Raw genomic sequence first — 17835 nt, forward strand, 5'->3', positions numbered from 1 at the left:
TGGAACTCTTCATAAAATTCTGGAGTCATTGGAGTTTCTATTCCAACCATTGGAATGTACTCTTTAGCTATCGCCATATTTTCGATAACTTTATCACTGCACTTAACAGCACCTAAATTAAATCTTAGTTCATTTAATCCAGCTTCACCAAGTTTTTGTAAGTTCTCTCTTGTACATAAAGAACCATTCGTATACATATGTTGGTAAATTCCAGCTTCACTTAATTTTTTAATAATTCCATAATATTTCTCAATATCTAAGAACGGCTCTAAGTATACATATGCAATTCCACTAGGTTTTTTCTGTATAGATAGTAATAGGTCTATATCCTCTTCATAATAAAGAGTTTCTCCTATCTCCCACATTCCATCAGGAATTGGCTCTTGGTTATCAATGTTATCATGGTAGTAACAGAATTTACACAGTAAATTACATTGATGAGTTTTTCTTATTCCACCAAGACCGTCACCAAACAAGCATGAAACACAACCTTTAGGGAATTTTTGTTGATCTCCAACAAAGAATGTTCTCCCTTTAAGATTTTTCAGATCACCAATCTCATCTTTCATCTCTTGATGTTTCTTATTAACTGCTAACTCAATCTGTCTAACAGTTGAATCTATAATTGGGCTAAATCTTTTAAACACTTCTGTTTTATCTCCAGAAAGTGATGATAAATGACTAAACCACTCTAATGCGTCTTTTTTTGATATTTTCATTATTTATTCTCCAATTCTAAATTTAAAATATAATCTATTTTTAATTATATACCTTTTAAGTAAAGATTACAACTAAATAATATATTAAAGAGTTGTAAAGGCTAAGTCCACTACTTTAAACCCATCAATAGCAGCACTTATAATTCCACCTGCATATCCAGCTCCCTCTCCTATTGGATAAAGACCTTTTGTATTTATTGATTCTCCAAACTCATTTCTTGTAACTTTTATAGGAGCAGATGTTCTAGTTTCTGGTCCTATTAAATTTGCATGTTCACTTATAAAGTTTCTTTGTGTTTTTTCCCAGTATCCCATAGCCATTTTCATATTATTAGATATCACTTCTGGGAAAAGGTTGTTTAAGTCATAGCTTTTTAATTCCATCTCATAACTAGACTCAATCTTTCTATTTGTAGTTTTTCCTTTTAAGAAATCAAGAGTATTTTGATATAGTGCTCCATAATTTCCAATTATATCATAAGTTTTCTTTTCAAGTTGATCTTGGTATTCCATTCCTGAGAAAAGTTCATCTCCAAACTCGTTTGCTTTAACTCCTACAACAAGTGCTGAGTTAGAAAATCTACCATCTCTTTGAGAGTAACTCATTCCATTGACAAGTGTTCCTCCCTCTTGAGAAGCAGCATTTACAATTACACCACCTGGACACATACAAAATGAAAATACTCCTCTTTCCTCATCTCTATTGTTATAAGTTAAACTATATGTTGCAGCTTCTAAGTTTGGATGAGAACACATCTTACCATATTGCATTGTATCTATATCCACTCTTGGATGTTCGATTCTTGCTCCTATAGCAAATGGCTTGTTTTCCATAAAGACACCATGCTTATGAAGCATTCTATAAGTATCTCTTGATGAATGCCCTATAGCTAATATAACATGGTCAAACAAAACATTCTCTTCTACTAAAATTGGGGATTTTAGATTTTGAATCTTTACACCCTTTACTTTTCCATCTAAAATTATAACATCCTTTATTAAAGTGTTAAAGTGAAACTCTCCACCTAGATTTATAATTTTTTCTCTTAAATTTTTTACTACTACTTTTAACACATCAGTTCCTACGTGTGGTTTATAATCCCAAAGAATCTGTTCTTGTGCCCCATTAGCAACTAACTCTAAAAATATTTTATTCATATATCCGCTTTTTACTCTAGTGTTTAACTTTCCATCTGAATATGTTCCAGCTCCACCCTCTCCAAATTGAATATTTGAATTTGGATTAAGCATACTGAACTTTATAAATTCATCAATAGTTTTATCTCTATCATCAACTTTTTCTCCACGTTCATAAACTATAGGTTTTATTCCAAGTTCACAAAGTCTAAGAGCAGCAAATAGACCAGCTGGACCAGCTCCTATAACAGCAACTCTCTCTATCCCATCTTTTGCTCTGTAGTCTACTTCCTCATTCTCTTTAAATGGATTTACATTTGTCAGAGATAAGATATCTACATCATTTTTTAATGTAACCTCTATATTGTAGACAAACTTTATATCAGTTTTTTTTCTACTATCTATTGATCTTTTTGAATATTCTATTTTTTCTATATTATCCTCTTTTATTCCTCTTTTAATGATTTCTTTTTTAAGTTCAAGGGTTTGATCTTTTTCAATAGAAACATTAATATTGTTTATAACAACTTTCACTTTACACCTCTTTTTAAATAAAAAAGCTCCGAATGATATTCTTCAAAAGAATTGTATTCGAAGCATTCTGTAATTATACTATTTTTTCCTCTAAAGTTTTTCCAACTCTAAATTTAACAACTTTTTTCTCTTTTAATTTCATTTTCTTACCTGTTTGTGGGTTTCTTACGTGTCTTGCTGCTCTAGTAACTACTTCGAATTTTCCCCATCCTATAAATGATACTGGTTCTCCTTCAACTAACTTTTGTTCAACTAAATCTAAAAATAACTTAACTGCCTTCTCTGCATCTTTTTTAGTGTATTCACCTGTTTTTGCAAATAAATCAATAAACTCTTTTTTAGTCATTGTTACCCTCCTTGAACTATTCTAGAATATAGTATACAAGAAACCAAAAAGTTGAAAACCCTTTATCTATGGTATCTTTAAACCGATTATACTCAGTAAACCCTTAAATGTCAATACTTTATACATATTTTTTATATTTTTTTAAATAAATATTAAAAGTATGGCGATAGAGGTGGGACTTGAACCCACGAAGCTCTTACGCTCTACACGCGTTCCAGGCGTGCTCCTTAGCCACTCGGTCACTCTACCTTATCCATTAATTGATACTTTTTTATAATATCATATGAAAAGAGAAAAATCAATAAACTTCATATATTTTTTACTTTATAATTCCCCTCTCCTGATACTTTAAAAATTCAGGTAACATAACTTTTTCATATAGCTCAGGAACATAGATTTTTATAACTTCAGCTCTTTTTAAAACCCTCTCCATAGGAGCGTTAAATTTTTTCCAAGTATGTCCATCTGAAGTTAAGTTTTGCATAAACCCTTGGTATCTATCACAAACATTTGCAAATTTAGCTTCATTACTCTCACACTCTTCAAATTCTATCCAAAGGTTTAAGAACTCCTCTTTTTGATCATCTGGTAGGAGAGAGAAAAGTTTAACTGCAGCTTTTAACTCATCATCAGCTTTATCAGGTCTTACCTCTCCAAAAGCGGGAGTATCTCCAGCATATATCTCAACTAAATCATGTATTAAAATCATTTTCAGTGATTTTTCTAAATTGATTTCCCCTTGAAAGTACTCTTTTATAGTTAGAGCAACTAACGCCATGTGCCAGCTATGCTCTGCATCATTTTCCTCTCTTTTTCCATTTACAACAAGTGATTGCCTAAAAATATCCTTCACTTTATCAATTTCAAATAAAAATGCCATCTGCTTTTGAATTCTTTCCATTTTTTTACATCCCCCACTTCTTATAGTTTCACTTTTATCTTCTATAACGCTTTTTTTGCTCTTCTATATTTTTTGTTCTTGCGTTTATTTTCTTATTGTACTTCTTTTTAGGTAAATCCAATGTAGACATAACTCCTTGAACAAACTCTATCTCCATTTCAGGAATAGAGAATCCAATTGTATTTTCAATATCTTTTAGCATCCCTTCATTTCTATCTGTAACAAAAAGATAAGATTCTCCTTTTTCTCCAGCTCTACCAGTTCTTCCAATTCTATGGATATAGCTTTCAACATCCTCTGTTATATCATAGTTAAATATATGAGTTACTCCAGTGATGTCTACTCCTCTTGCAGCAACATCTGTTGCAACTAAAAATTGAAACTCTACATCTTTAAACGCTTTCATTATCTTCTCTCTTTTAGCTTGAGGTATGTCACTGTGTAATTTTTGACAAGAGTATCCTCTAGATGATAACTCCTCTTCTAAACTATCAACTCTAGCTTTAGTTCTACAGAAAATAATTCCCATAAATGGATTTGTATCATTTAATAAAGAGCTCAGTATATCTAATTTTCTTCTATCTGATGTTTTTATAATATGTTGATTTATATTTGCTAATTTATTCTCTTTACTTTCAATAACAATATTTAATGGCTCTTTTGTTATTCTATAAGCTATTTTCTTTACTGTAGAATCTATTGTTGCAGAGAAACAAAGAGTTTGTCTTTTTCTACTACAAACTTCAATAACTTTGTCAATCTCATTTCTAAATCCCATCATTAGAATTTGGTCAACTTCATCTAAAACTAATGTTTTTATTTTAGATAGGTCAATTGCTTTTCTTTCTATTAAATCAACCAATCTTCCAGGAGTTCCAATAACAATATCAACTCCACCTTTCAAAGTTTCTATTTGACCAGCTATCTCTCTACCACCATAAGCTAGCATAATTTTTTTATTGTTATAATTTATTTTTTCACACTCTTCTGCAATCTGGATTGCTAACTCTCTTGTTGGAGTTATTATTAAACCTTGTGGTAGTTTTCCATTTCCACCTAAATTTTGTATAATTGGAATTATAAAAGCTAAAGTTTTTCCACTCCCTGTAGCAGCTTGAGCTATGACATCTTTACCATTTAATATAGGTGGAATCCCCTCTTTTTGTATGTCAGTAGGCTCTTTAATTCCCATTTTACTTAAAAGTTCTATTATATTTTTATTAACATTTAAATTACTAAAATTATTCACATATTCTCCTTTGATTTTAACTTTATTTAATTGTTTATTATACCATTTATTCACTAAAAAAGGAATAAGTATAAAATTAAGTTTTATTCTAAAATTTTAATCTTTGACTTTTATAAAAAATCTGTTAAAATATATTTATTTATTTTTTTATATTTAGGAGGAATTTGCAATGCAAGATTGTCTAAGCGGACAAAAATATATACTAGTTTTTGGAGCTTCTGTTGTTGATATGTTTGGTTTTTGTAACTCACCATATAAAACATGTGATTCTATTCCAGGAAAGATTAAAATATCTTTCGGAGGAGTTTCAAGAAATATAGCTGAAAACATGGCTAGAGTTGGAGTTAAAACTAAGTTCATATCTATTATAGGAGATGACGAGATTGGACGTTCAATGTTGACTCACTCTTTGAAAATTGGATATGATATGAGAAACTCTTTAGTTTTAGAAGGAAAAAGTACACCAACTTATATGGCTGTTTTAGATGATGGTGGAGAGATGGTTTCAGCAGTAGCAGACTTAGATAGTATAAGTGCTATGACAACTGATTTTATAGATTCGAAAGCACCTATGATTGAAAATTCTGCATTTACATTCTTAGATGCTGATGATCCAGAAAACTTAGAGTACCTATTAACTAAGTTTCAAGGAAAAACAAATTTTATCTTAGACCCAATCTCTTCAACAAAAGCTGAAAAGGTTAAACATCTTATAAAATATTTTCATACAATAAAACCAAATAGAGTTGAAGCTGAAGTTTTATCTGGTATTAAAATCAATACTAGAGAGGATTTAGAAAAAGTAGGAAATCACTTTTTATCTTTAGGAATTAAAAATGTATTTATAAGTTTAGACGCCGATGGAATTTACTATACTAACGGAGTAGAGAGTGGAACATTAAAAGCTACAGGAGTTACAGTTAAAAATGTTACTGGAGCTGGAGATTCTTTTGTTGCAGGATTAGGATTTGGTTATATGAATGACCTTCCTATAAAAGAAACTGTTAAGTTCGCTATGGCAATGTCAATTGTTACAATATCTCACGAAGAAACTATTCACCCAAATATGGGGCATGAGTTAATTCAAGAGATAATAGCAAAAACAAATTGGAGTGAATAAAAGTAAAAAATGGACTAAATTTAGTCCATTTTTTTATTAGTTATTTCTTTTTCCAAATAATCTTAAAAGGTTTAAGAACAGGTTTACAAAATCTAAGTAAAGCATTAAAGCTCCTATAGTTGAAAACTTATTATAATCCTCCTCTGTTAAATCGTTAGCTTGGAATATTTTTACAATTCTATTTATATCATAAGCTATTAAAGCTGTAAATAGTACCACTGCACATACAGATATAAACCATCCAAGAATTGATATTTTTAAAAATAGATTTAGGAGAGAGACAATTACTAGAGCAATTAGTCCTCCTTTAAAGAAACCATCATATGATGAAAGATCCTCTTTTGTTTTTAGTCCATAAATTGTCATTCCAACAAATATAAGAGAGGTAACTCCCAAAACATAAAGAATAGAATATGGACTATAAATTAACATAACCACAGAAAGAACTAAACCGTTCATAGCTGAATATGCTACAAATAAGAGTTTAGCAGTTCCACTACTTATTTTATTTATACCAAAATTTATTCCAAGAACTAATAATAACTCCGCTACTATTATAAAAGTCATATAGTTAGCTACAAAAGATATCAATGGTTGACTTTGAACAACATACCAAGAAACACCTCCTGTAATTAAAAGCCCTAAGAACATCTGCATAAAAACTTTTCTTAGAAAACTATTTTTTGTAGAAATCTCAACTGAATTATACATAATTAACCTCCTCTATTACTTTAAAATTAAATATAAAAAGCTGGCTTAGCCAGCTGTTAAAATCTATCTTTTTTAATCTTCGTCATTTATAAACTCATATAGCTTTTTCTTATCATTCACCACTTTAGTTTTTATTTTTTCTTTTACCTCTTTTTTCATTTTTGGAATTTTCTTTTTGTCCTCCTTAGTAATTCCACCTCTTGTGAATTCCCTTGGAATGTAATTCATTTCATCATCTTCAAATTGATCAAAGTTCATTCTTCCGTTAGCCATTTTAATCTCCTTTAAGTTTATAAAGAGGAATTAACCTCCTACTAATATTTATTATATTTTCTAGGTTTTGTCAATAGGTTTCTTTTTAATTTTTCATACTCCTCAAATATTCCAAGGAAACATTATAAATCCTATGATTAAAATTAAAATCAAAATAATTCCCATAATTATTTTTTTTATAACACGACTATTTTCGCTTTTCATATATCCCCTCTTTTGTAATGAATTTACTCTATTATACTTATATTTAAATATTTTTCCTTTTTTAAGTGGTTATATTATTTTTTATATATCCATGTCATATAATTATTATATTTGTGTAAATTATTAATCTGATATATACTACAACCAGTACATTGTTTCCTTATAATGTATAATAAAGTGTGTGTGTGTGAGGAAAATAGGTTCTTGTAAAAAGGACCTATTTTTCTTTTTACAGAAAAACAGGTCCTTTTAAGTTTTTTTATTATTTTTTATTCATAAACTCTAATTTTAAACAGTGAAAATTGTGCCCCACCATTATATTTATTTAAATTTTTTCCTACCATTATAACTGTTACTAATGCTGAGATTATATCACATATTGGTTGAGCTAACCAGATACCTGTCAATCCATATGCGTTTGAGAATATCATAATCAGTGGTATCAATAAAATTACTTGTCTTAGTAAACTTAAAAACATCGCTGCTTTTCCTTCCCCTATTGCTAAGAAATAGTTACTTCCTGCCATTCCTAAAGCAATTGCAGGCATAGCCATTAGATAGATTCTCATTCCATGAATAGATATTGCCATTATATCAGGATTTTTATTGAATAGTCCAACTATTGTTGCAGGGAAAACCTCAACTAAGAATAGTGCGATAGAGAATATTATTACTCCAGTCCATGTAGCTATTTTATAAGCCTCTTCCATTCTTTTGTATTGTTTAGCTCCAAAATTATATCCAATTATTGGTTGAGCTCCTTGAGATATTCCAAATACTGGCATGAAACAAAGTAGTGCTACCGCATTGACTGTTGCCATTGCTCCAATTGCTAAATCTCCACCATGAGTTTTCAAAGCATTATTATTTACAACTTGTACCATACTTGTTGCCAATTGCATTGTGAAAGGCGAAATTCCAATAGCAAATATAAGTTTAACAATATCGAGATTAAGTATTAGATTCTCTTTTTTTATTTTCAAATCAGATTTTTTACTCATATAATATAAGAAAGAAAGTAGTGCTGTCATAACTTGTGAAAGTACAGTTGCATACGCAGCTCCTTTTATTCCTAATCCTAAAGTAAATATAAAGATTGGATCTAAAACTATATTGACAAAACAGCTAAATACCATTATCGCTGAACATATCTTAGGATTTCCATCAGCTCTAATTGTACTATTTAACGCATATCCCATAATATTAAAAACTGTACCATATAAAATAATAGTTATATATTCTTTTGCATATTTTAAAGTACTTTCACTTGCTCCAAAAGCTTTTAAAATAGGATCTCTATATATTGTTCCTAAAACTGTAATTATCACTCCCAAAATTATTGAAAGTGTAATAATGTTTCCCATTATTTTTTCAGCACTATCTCTTTTTTGTTCTCCTAATTTTATAGAAATATTTGCAGTAGCTCCTATTCCTATTAACATTGAAAAAGCTAATACAATTGTTACTACTGGCATTGTTATTCCAACTCCAGTAATAGCTAAAGCTCCTATTCCATCCATATTTCCTATAAATATTCTATCAACTACATTATATAAAGCACTTACCAGCATACTTATTATTGCTGGAATAGAATATTTTATAAGTAATTTTTTAACATCTCCATCATGTAGAGTTAATTCCTGTTGTTTCACGTGTTCCTCCTTAATTTTTTCTCATCCTTTCATCATAACATTTTTTTTAAAAATATGATATAATTTATTTATTTTTTTAGGAGGATTTTTAATGGAAATATTTAAAAATAGTTGTTCTCTTGATTGTTTTGATGTATGTAAAATTGATGTATATAAAGAAAATGGAAAAGTGGTTAAGCTTCAAGGAAATAAGGAACATAACTTAACAGATGGTTTTTTATGTTCTAAGGGTCTTAAACATCTGAATCGTCTTTATGATGAAAACAGAATCTTAAAACCACTTTTAAAAATAGGAGAGGGATTTAAAGAGATCTCTTTTGAGGAAGCTTTAGATATTTTAAAAAATAGATTGGATGAAATAAAAAATAGTAACTCTACAAACTCCATTGTCCATTACAGTGAGTCAGGAGCTGGAGGACTCTTAAAAGGAATACATGATATATTTTTTAATTTTTTAGGAGGGATTTCAACAGCTAGCGGAGGAACTTGTTGGTCTGCAGGGTGTGCTGCTCATGATTACGATTTTGGAGGAAGAAAGACAAGTGATTTAGATGATATGAAGAACGCTAAAGTTATAATTCTTTGGTCTAGAAATCCTGCGACAACATCAGTTCATCTATATAAAAAGTTAATTGAAATGAAAAAATTAGGAATTAAAATTATAACAATTGATTTTAGAACAAATGAAACTTCTGTAATAAGTGATCTACATATTAATGTTAGAGGTGGAAGTGATGGAGCTTTAGCTCTAGCACTTTGTAAAATGGCTTTTGAACATAACCTGGTTGATTATAATTTCTCTAAAAATAATATAGTTGGTTTTGAAAAGTTTAAAGAATATCTTAATACTATAGCTTTAGATGAACTTCTATTGGATTGTGGCATCACTCAGGATGAGATAACAAAACTTTTAGATTACATATCACTTGGAAACATTATGACTTTTATTGGATATGGTTTACAAAGATATGTTAATGGTGGAAATAGTGTACGAGCTATCGACGCTTTAATGAGTATAACAGGAAATATTGGGAAAAGTGGAGCTGGTGTTTTCTATTCTAGTAAAATTTATCCTCAAGTATTAGATAGAGATCCATATAAAAGTTCAAATTTTGCTAAGAACTCTCGCGAGTTTCCAATTACAAAGTTTAGTGAGTTTGTTACAGAAAATGAAATTACAGCTATATTTATTAGTAAAGCGAATCCATTGAATCAACTACCTGATTTAAATAAAACTTTAAAGGCCTATAAGGCTATACCTTTTAAAGTATGTTTTGATATGTTTTTAACTGACACTGCAAAAAATAGTGATCTTGTAATACCTGTTACAAACACACTTGAAAGTGAAGATATTATATACTCATCTATGCTTATGCCATCTTTAATGTATAATGAAAAGGTTGTTGAGCCATTAGATTATAGAATGGAGGAGTTTGAATTTTTTAAGGAGTTAGCAAAAGTTTTAGATTTAAAAGAGTATCCACAAGTATCTAAAACAGAGTATTTAAATAGAGTTTTAGCACCTTTAAATACAACTGTTGAAAGTTTAAAAAAACAAGATTTAAATATAGAAAAAGGATATATTGCTTGGGAAGATAAAAAATTTAAAACACCATCAGGGAAAATAGAGGTTTATAGTGAAACAGCCTTAGCAGATGGCTTTGAACCAATGCCTATTTTTATGAAAGCAACAAAAGGAAATGACGAATATCCAATAAGACTTGTAACACCACATTGTAAAGATTCTTTGTTCAATCAACATATTGGAGATATTGATGATATTTCAAAAATATATTTATCAAAGGAGAATATTAAAAATCTTCAGGAGGGGGATATAGTTACTGTTTCCTCTCAAAGAGGGAGTATTTTATCTCAAGTAAAAGTGGATTCAAATCTAAAAAAAGATGAAGCTTATATTTTCATGCAATGGAGCAGAAAACAGGGAAATCCAAATTTCTTAACAAATACTCTTTCCTCTGATATTGGTGGGCAAGTTGCATATTATGATACTTTTGTAAATATTAAAAAAAGTATTGTTTAAAACTTGTAAAGTAATTTGACAAGTTAGTATAAAAAAAATATAATGACCTTGAATTTATACGAATTTATTCTGGGAGGAGATATGGAAATATTAGCACATAGAGGTGCATCTGGAACTGCACCTGAAAATACTATTGCAGCATTTAAAAAAGCTTTAGTTGATGGTTGTGATGGTTTTGAGTTTGATGTTCAACAGACAAAAGATGGAAAAATCGTTGTATTTCATGATTGGACTTTAGAAAGAACTAGTAATGGTCAAGGGCATTTAAAAGATTATACATTGAAAGAGCTAAAAAAATTGGATGTGGGAAGTTGGTTTAATGATGAATTTAAAGGAGAGCAGATTCCAACTTTAGAGGAAACTTTGGATATTATTCCAGATGATAAACTTATTAACATTGAATTAAAAGAGGAGTATTCTATTGAAAGAGGTACCGAAAATAAAGTTCTAGAAATAATTAAAAGATACCCTAATAAAAATATTATCGTTTCATCTTTTAGCCATAACCTTTTAAAAAATTTAAAAGAGTTAGATGACTCTATTAAAGTAGGTATTCTTTTAGAAAGTGCTCTTGTCAATTTAGATAAATATATTGAAAGCTTAGGTTTTAACATAGAGGCTTATCATCCAAGCAAAAGTTTTCTTAATCAAAAAGATGTTGATTATTTAAACTCTAAAAATATAGATATTAATGTTTGGACTGTTAATTCTCCTAAAGATGCTAAAATATTAAAAGGTATGGGTGTTACAAGAATAATCACTAATTTCCCAAAAGAGATAAAAGAATAATTTGGTAATAAGAGAAACAAGAAGAGGTTCAAATTATTTTGAACCTCTTTTATATTAGAATTTTTTACCCATAAAAAAGACAGAATGTAGTTGATAATAAAAATATAAGATAGATAATATACTTTTCAAAATAATTAGTTAATTTGTTTCTGTTAAAATAAATTTTTCTTCGACTACTATTATTTTTATTTATGTAGTTTAAATTTATAGAATTAAAAAACTTCATAACTATCTACCTCCATTTTATACTAACCAGGTTGTAAATATATTCAAAAATTTATTTTCTAATCTTTTTTATAATGGCTTTTAATTTATTTTTCTTAATTTATGATTATAGGTTTTTATGTTTTGTTGAAGTTTTTGTATTTTTGTTATATACTTATTTTAATAATTTAAGAAGTTATTAGGAGGTATTAATATGATAATATGTAAAAAATTTAATGAATTAACACTAGAGGAACTCTATGAAATTTTAAAGTTAAGATCTGAAGTTTTTGTTGTAGAACAAAAATGTATCTATAATGATATTGATGGAAAAGATTTAACATCCAGCCATATAATGATAAAAGAGGACGGAAAAATAAAAGCTTACTTAAGAGCTTTACAACCTGGAGTTTCATATGAAGATGCTTCTCTAGGAAGAGTTTTAGTTTCTCCAGATGCTAGAGGAAAAGGATATGCTAAAACTATTGTCAAAAAAGGTGTTGAATATATTTTAAATAATTTCAATACTACAAAAATTACTATTGGTGCTCAAGAGTATTTAAAAAACTTCTATAGTGAAATTGGATTTAAACCAATCTCTGAAGTTTATGATGAAGATGGTATCCCTCATTTAGATATGACATTTGAAAAGTAAAAAATTCCAAAAAGTAAAAGAGCCTCTGAGGATAGAGGCTCCTTACCACGGAGATTATATTCCTTTTTTTACTCCTTATTTAACCCTCTTTTTAAAGCATGATTTTCTAAAATCTCATAAATTTTAACATTATTATATGAATCAATTAAAATTGAGTCATAAGATATTTTGCTATCACTTATAATAAGATCATAATTTTTTTTTAGTGTAGCTACGTCTCTTTGATAAAATAGTATTGGTTCAACATCAAAATTAACAGTTGGAATATATCTTTTTAAATACACATTAAATGCACTTTTTTTATTGATCACTGCGTCTTGAAATAAAAGTAATACATTTTTTATATCGCTGAGGTTCTCCTCGATTATAATAGTCTTTAACACAAAAGCTATTATATATTTATCAGCAAGATACATCTTATATGAGTACTCCTCTAAAAATTTATCTAATTTTTCTAAAATTTTTAATTGAGCTTTATCTCTCTTTAAATTTGAGATTTTTAAAATATTATTCTCAAATTTAAAAAATGAAAGATAAACTTTATTGAAAAGTAATCTATATAAATCTTTATTAGGTATTTGTAACTTAAAATATTTTTTTAAATCCTCTACAAATTTTGAACTTTTGTTAATTAATGTTCCGTCCAATTGACCATCTTCATAGGAAAATGAGAATAAAAATTTCACTAATTGCTTTTTATATTCATCGCTAAAATCTACACCATATTTACGCACTAAAGTTTCTAATTTTACAAATTTCTCTCTATTTAAGTTTTTGTCTATTTTAAAATTAAACCCTCCAAATAGATTAACACAAATTTCTAGAACATGAATAAAAGAAAGCATAATATAGTTTATGGATATATCTGAACTACTTAAAATAGGATATAGTTTTTCCATACGTTCTTTTGTATCAAATTTTTTTATACTATCCAATAGTTTTTTTCTGCTTGGGACTAAAATATCCTCCTCTATGAAAAATATCATTAATTTTTTACAAAATCTACCTTTATCAATTTGACTTAAATTTTTTAAAACTAAACCTTTTCCATGTACATATTCATAAGTTGTTCCATTTTTTGCAAAAATCTCTTTTACAGTTTTAAATGCTCTTAAAATTGTGCTTCTAGATATGTCTAAATTTTCTTTCTCTTTTTCTAAATTTAAAAATCCTGTGGCTATAAACTTAATATATAAATAATCTACTTTTTCTGTTGATGTTAAGGTACTAAAATTGCTAAATAGTGTTTTCATTTGTTGATTTGAAAGATTTAAAGAGTATAAATTTTCACTTTTTTCTATTTCTGGTAAATTAATTAATTTTAAAAACTCATTAAGCTGTACAATTGCTTTTGTTATTGAGCTTTTTTCTACATCTAAATACAACTGCATATCATCTACAGACATTTTACTCTGAGATAAAATTTTAAGAATATTGGTAGCTGTTGTATTCATTATACCACCCCCTACTATATGTTATCATATATTAGGGAATCTGAAAAGAGTTGATATTTATTTTTTAACAACATGATTATAGGACTTATATGTGAATAAAAAATAAAAAGGAGCTAACAAAGCTCCATTTTTCTTATAACTCTATCTCTCCTACATCTAACTTCTCTACAAATCTAAATGTAGAATCTATCTTTTTTAATATAAATATTTTCTCTTTAACTATTTGTCTACCAAAATCACTATATGCTTGGTACTTTACTTTTTGAGCATATATATTCTCCTCTAGTTGTACAACTTTGCCAGCCTCTAAGACCTTTGTAGCTGGGGAGTTAAAATACTCTCCTAATGCGAAGGCTACGCCAGTTCTATATGATGTCTTTGGTGCTGAATAACTCAATGTAGAAAGTGCTAGTAAAAATAAAAACGCTTTTTTCATAGTGTGTCCCTCCCTAGGATATTATTATTCATGATATTAATTATACTCTACAAAAGTATCATTTCAAAATATAATTTTTATATAATTATCATTTTGATTCACTTTCAAACGAATTTTTAGTGAAAAAATCTTTCCTTGAATTAATTCAAAAAAAGCTTTATACTATACTATATTGTGTAATTTTATAATGGAGAGATATTATGGATAAATTGATTATTAAATTTTTTAAAAAGTTTCAAGGAAGAAAAATTAGTTCTCAAGATTTAAAACTAGCTTTAAAAAAAGCCATGAATTTAGGTGCTGGCGCTGAAGATTTCCTTCTAATTATTAATTTAGTAAAAGATACAAAAAATAAAAAATATAAATTAGATAATAAATATCTAGTTGTTTTAACCGCTGCAATTATATATGTTATCATTCCTATTGATGCTGTTTCAGATTTAATCCCTGGAGTTGGATGGATTGATGATGCCACTTTAATCGGATATGTTGCTAGAGGTTATGCCGAAGTTTTAAAAGACTATAAAGATTTTTGCAACAAAAAAAAGGAGCTTGCTTAGAGCTCCTTTTTATGTTAAAATACCAAAAGTAGTATGATAGATAAAATTTAAATAATAAGGATGTGGTTTGATCCTCATATCTTATTTTGTAATATAACCAAAATAGATGTGGTACGGAGCTAGAAAATAAAATTACAATTAAAGAGTATAAAAGAATCGTCTATAGCGATTGTTTTTGTTGTACTCTAAGTAATTTTGTTTTTGCTCTCATCCAAGTGTGGTTTATGGTCGTAGAGTAAAAGCTACGACCTTTTTTATTTCTCAAATTTATCATACTACTAAAAAAAAACAAGGAGAATTTAAATGCTAAAAAATATTAACAAAACTTTTTTAATCGTCTACACAGGTCAGGCTATTTCACAACTGACAAGTTCAATACTTCAAATGGCCATAGTTTGGTATCTTATTACTGAAACAAACTCTTCAAATATAGTTGCTCTTTCTGGAATTGTGGGATTTCTCCCTCAAGGAGTTTTGGGTCTTTTTATTGGAGTCTATATAGATAGATTTGATAGAAAAAAAATAATGATTATCTCTGATCTTCTTATTGCTGCTGCTAGTTTATCTCTTTCAGCTTCAGGATTCTTTGGAGAGATATCTATCCCTCTTATAATGGTAGTTTTATTTATTCGTTCTGTGGGAACAGCTTTTCACGTTCCCTCTCTTCAAGCTATAACACCTCTTATAGTTTCTAAAGATGAACTTCCAAAATATTCAGGGTATTCTCAAACTCTACAATCTATCTCATTACTATTGAGCCCTATACTAGCTAGTTTCTTCTTTTCTATCTGGAGTCTTCAAGCTATTGTAATGCTTGATGTTTTAGGAGCAATCATTGGAGTCTTCACTCTTTGTATAGTTAGCATTCCTAAAATCAAGACAGAGTTTGTAAATAATAAAATAGAGATTATACTAGAGATGAAAGAGGGGATAGCTACTTTAAAGGAAAATAAACTTTTTAAGTTTATGCTTTTAGGAGCTGCCTTTTCCATTGTTTATATTCCAATATTCGTACTTTACCCTATGATGACTTTATCATACTTTGGGAAAAATCAATGGTATGCAGGAGCTATAGAGGTTGTATTTGCTATTGGAATGCTTATTGGATCTATTGTTTTAGGAGCAACTGGAGGTGGAAAAAGAAAAATGACTACAATCGCTTTCTTTTGTTTTACCATTGGAGTTAGCTTATACATCTCTGGAATTTTAGGAAAAAATATGTTTATAGGATTCGCTCTTTGTTCGACTCTTTTAGGATTTGCAACACCTTTTTATCAAGGTCTTCAAGTTGTTGTATTTCAACAGAGAATTCAAGAGGAGTATCTGGGGAGAGTTTTATCTTTATCTGGAAGCCTTATGGCTATTGGTACTCCTATTGGAATAGGACTTTCTGGAGTTATTTCAGATAAAGTTGGTGTTGAAAACTTCTTTCTTTATTCAGGAGTTATAATTATTTTTATCTCTGTTTTCTACCTAACTATTCCAACTTCAGTGAAGGTAGAGCCTACAACTCTTAAATAATCTTCAGAAAAAAAGGAGCTTAATCAAAGCTCCTTTTTTCATAACTTTTACTATTTTTTATCCCCATTCTCTTTTTCATGCTTCTCTTTTTCTTTATGTTTTTCTTCAATTTCAAACAGTAGCATCTTCAAATCTAAAAGTTCTGCTGAAATCAGTCTATCAAAGTTATCTTTATAAATTTTTTCTAATTTTTTAAATCTATCCCAAAAGTCCTCTACTTGCTCTTTTTTAGCTGGTTGGTCATTTTTCAAGCTCTCTTTTGCCTCATCTTTTAACTTATCTAGTTTTTTCTTATCTTCCATAATAAAACACTCTCCTTTTTCCCAATTATACCTTTATATACAATTTTTTTTCAAAAAACCTTTTATAATTTATTTAAAACTTATCTGTTTTTTTATTTTTAAAGGAGAGTGTATTTTTTTTGGTAAATACTATTTAAGATATCTTTATTGTTTGGAGGATTGATTATTTTGTATGAAAACTTTGATCATAGCGAAAATAGTATAAATGGAACACTGAAACTTTTTTCTGAAGCTGATATAAAAACTGTATTTATGACTCTAGAAACCTCTTTAACAGGTATTAAAAATGAAGAGGCCACAAGTCGTTTAGAAAAATTTGGATTAAATGAGATTTCAAAAGAGAAAGTAAAACCTTGGTATATCCAACTTCTGCTTGCCTTTTTAAATCCTTTTAATTTTATTTTAGGAACTTTAGCCTTTGTTTCTCTTTTTACTGATGTTATTTTTGCTAAAGAAACTGAGCGTTCCTGGATATCTATAATTTTAATTGTAACTATGGTTTTAATAAGTAGTTTTATTAAATTTATTCAAGAGTATCGTTCTAGTAAAACTGCTGAAAAATTAAAAAATCTTATTGTAACTAAAGTTACAGTAATTAGAGATAATCTTCCTATGGAAATCAATATAAAATCTTTAGTTCCTGGAGACATTGTTAAACTTACTGCTGGAGATATTGTCCCTGGAGATATTAGAATTGTGTCTAGTAAAGACCTTTTTATTAGCCAATCTGTATTAACTGGAGAGTCTAATCCTATAGAAAAATACTCCAATTTACTCGCTAAAACGGGAGCTATTTCTGATCTATCTAACATAGTTTTAATGGGAACTAATGTTTTAAGTGGAGCTGCTACTGGGATAGTTCTTGGAACTGGAAAACATACATTTTTAAATACTATAAGTGAAAGTTTAAAAAATACAAAAGTAGAAACTAGTTTTGAAAAGGGAATTGATGATGTTTCAAAACTTTTAATTAAATTTATGTTTTTTATGGTGCCAATTGTTTTTCTGATAAATGGTTATTTAAAAG

18 protein-coding genes and 1 tRNA gene are annotated in these 17835 nt (G+C 28.6%); 7 read left to right on the top strand and 12 right to left on the bottom strand.

The window, feature by feature from the left end; genetic code table 11:
* From ACRC8M_RS08875 to ACRC8M_RS08900, 6 genes are all read right to left on the bottom strand, one after another.
* Positions 1 to 719 (bottom strand): radical SAM protein (locus ACRC8M_RS08875; protein ID WP_438528814.1); only part of this gene is annotated, 719 nt, incomplete at its 3' end.
* Between the two features lie 84 nt (positions 720 to 803).
* Positions 804 to 2390: an FAD-dependent protein gene (locus ACRC8M_RS08880; RefSeq protein WP_438528815.1), complete on the bottom strand. Its 1587-nt coding sequence runs from the start codon at positions 2388 to 2390 to the stop codon at positions 804 to 806.
* Between the two features lie 73 nt (positions 2391 to 2463).
* Positions 2464 to 2736: an HU family DNA-binding protein gene (locus ACRC8M_RS08885; protein WP_023050698.1), complete on the bottom strand. Its 273-nt coding sequence runs from the start codon at positions 2734 to 2736 to the stop codon at positions 2464 to 2466.
* Positions 2737 to 2897: 161 nt separating this feature from the next.
* Positions 2898 to 2985 (bottom strand) — tRNA-Ser (locus ACRC8M_RS08890).
* A 70-nt stretch (positions 2986 to 3055) separates the two neighbouring features.
* Positions 3056 to 3637, bottom strand: coding sequence for an HD domain-containing protein (locus tag ACRC8M_RS08895; protein WP_438528816.1), 582 nt, complete (start codon positions 3635 to 3637; stop codon positions 3056 to 3058).
* A 34-nt stretch (positions 3638 to 3671) separates the two neighbouring features.
* Positions 3672 to 4886 carry a DEAD/DEAH box helicase gene (locus ACRC8M_RS08900; RefSeq protein WP_438528817.1) on the bottom strand — a complete coding sequence of 405 codons (1215 nt, stop codon included), beginning with the start codon at positions 4884 to 4886 and terminating at the stop codon, positions 3672 to 3674.
* Between the two features lie 169 nt (positions 4887 to 5055).
* Between ACRC8M_RS08900 and ACRC8M_RS08905 the strand changes: the two genes are divergently transcribed.
* Positions 5056 to 6006: a carbohydrate kinase family protein gene (locus ACRC8M_RS08905; protein ID WP_438528818.1), complete on the top strand. Its 951-nt coding sequence runs from the start codon at positions 5056 to 5058 to the stop codon at positions 6004 to 6006.
* A 36-nt stretch (positions 6007 to 6042) separates the two neighbouring features.
* Here the strand turns inward: ACRC8M_RS08905 and ACRC8M_RS08910 are convergent, their stop codons facing one another.
* The 3 genes from ACRC8M_RS08910 to ACRC8M_RS08920 all read right to left on the bottom strand — a co-directional run bounded on the left by ACRC8M_RS08910 (position 6043) and on the right by ACRC8M_RS08920 (position 8846).
* Complete coding sequence (locus ACRC8M_RS08910; RefSeq protein WP_438528819.1) at positions 6043 to 6717, bottom strand: Bax inhibitor-1/YccA family protein; 675 nt, start codon at positions 6715 to 6717, stop codon at positions 6043 to 6045.
* A 72-nt stretch (positions 6718 to 6789) separates the two neighbouring features.
* A complete protein-coding gene (locus ACRC8M_RS08915) occupies positions 6790 to 6990 on the bottom strand; it encodes a hypothetical protein (RefSeq protein WP_438528820.1) in 201 nt (66 codons plus the stop codon).
* A gap of 473 nt (positions 6991 to 7463) precedes the next feature.
* Positions 7464 to 8846, bottom strand: a complete 1383-nt coding sequence (locus tag ACRC8M_RS08920; protein ID WP_438528821.1) for an MATE family efflux transporter — start codon at positions 8844 to 8846, stop codon at positions 7464 to 7466.
* 91 nt (positions 8847 to 8937) lie between these two features.
* Between ACRC8M_RS08920 and ACRC8M_RS08925 the strand changes: the two genes are divergently transcribed.
* From ACRC8M_RS08925 to ACRC8M_RS08935, 3 genes are all read left to right on the top strand, one after another.
* A complete protein-coding gene (locus ACRC8M_RS08925; RefSeq protein ID WP_438528822.1) occupies positions 8938 to 10887 on the top strand; it encodes a molybdopterin-dependent oxidoreductase in 1950 nt (649 codons plus the stop codon).
* Positions 10888 to 10968: 81 nt separating this feature from the next.
* Positions 10969 to 11676 carry a glycerophosphodiester phosphodiesterase gene (locus ACRC8M_RS08930; RefSeq protein ID WP_438528823.1) on the top strand — a complete coding sequence of 236 codons (708 nt, stop codon included), beginning with the start codon at positions 10969 to 10971 and terminating at the stop codon, positions 11674 to 11676.
* A gap of 418 nt (positions 11677 to 12094) precedes the next feature.
* Positions 12095 to 12535 carry a GNAT family N-acetyltransferase gene (locus ACRC8M_RS08935; protein WP_438528824.1) on the top strand — a complete coding sequence of 147 codons (441 nt, stop codon included), beginning with the start codon at positions 12095 to 12097 and terminating at the stop codon, positions 12533 to 12535.
* A gap of 68 nt (positions 12536 to 12603) precedes the next feature.
* Here the strand turns inward: ACRC8M_RS08935 and ACRC8M_RS08940 are convergent, their stop codons facing one another.
* Both ACRC8M_RS08940 and ACRC8M_RS08945 read right to left on the bottom strand, forming a co-directional pair.
* Positions 12604 to 13989, bottom strand: coding sequence for a hypothetical protein (locus tag ACRC8M_RS08940; protein ID WP_438528825.1), 1386 nt, complete (start codon positions 13987 to 13989; stop codon positions 12604 to 12606).
* Between the two features lie 133 nt (positions 13990 to 14122).
* Positions 14123 to 14425: a hypothetical protein gene (locus ACRC8M_RS08945; protein ID WP_438528826.1), complete on the bottom strand. Its 303-nt coding sequence runs from the start codon at positions 14423 to 14425 to the stop codon at positions 14123 to 14125.
* 200 nt (positions 14426 to 14625) lie between these two features.
* Here ACRC8M_RS08945 and ACRC8M_RS08950 point away from each other — a divergent pair, with 200 nt between their 5' ends.
* Both ACRC8M_RS08950 and ACRC8M_RS08955 read left to right on the top strand, forming a co-directional pair.
* Positions 14626 to 14985 carry a YkvA family protein gene (locus ACRC8M_RS08950; protein WP_438528827.1) on the top strand — a complete coding sequence of 120 codons (360 nt, stop codon included), beginning with the start codon at positions 14626 to 14628 and terminating at the stop codon, positions 14983 to 14985.
* Positions 14986 to 15288: 303 nt separating this feature from the next.
* Positions 15289 to 16506, top strand: a complete 1218-nt coding sequence (locus tag ACRC8M_RS08955; protein WP_438528828.1) for an MFS transporter — start codon at positions 15289 to 15291, stop codon at positions 16504 to 16506.
* Between the two features lie 50 nt (positions 16507 to 16556).
* Here the strand turns inward: ACRC8M_RS08955 and ACRC8M_RS08960 are convergent, their stop codons facing one another.
* Positions 16557 to 16808: a hypothetical protein gene (locus ACRC8M_RS08960; RefSeq protein ID WP_438528829.1), complete on the bottom strand. Its 252-nt coding sequence runs from the start codon at positions 16806 to 16808 to the stop codon at positions 16557 to 16559.
* A gap of 168 nt (positions 16809 to 16976) precedes the next feature.
* On the opposite strand from ACRC8M_RS08960, the gene ACRC8M_RS08965 reads away from it, so the two are divergent.
* The coding region (locus ACRC8M_RS08965) for an HAD-IC family P-type ATPase (protein ID WP_438528830.1) at positions 16977 to 17835 on the top strand (859 nt) is incomplete at its 3' end.

It is taken from the genome of Cetobacterium sp. (assembly GCF_051653945.1).
Classification (GTDB): domain Bacteria; phylum Fusobacteriota; class Fusobacteriia; order Fusobacteriales; family Fusobacteriaceae; genus Cetobacterium_A.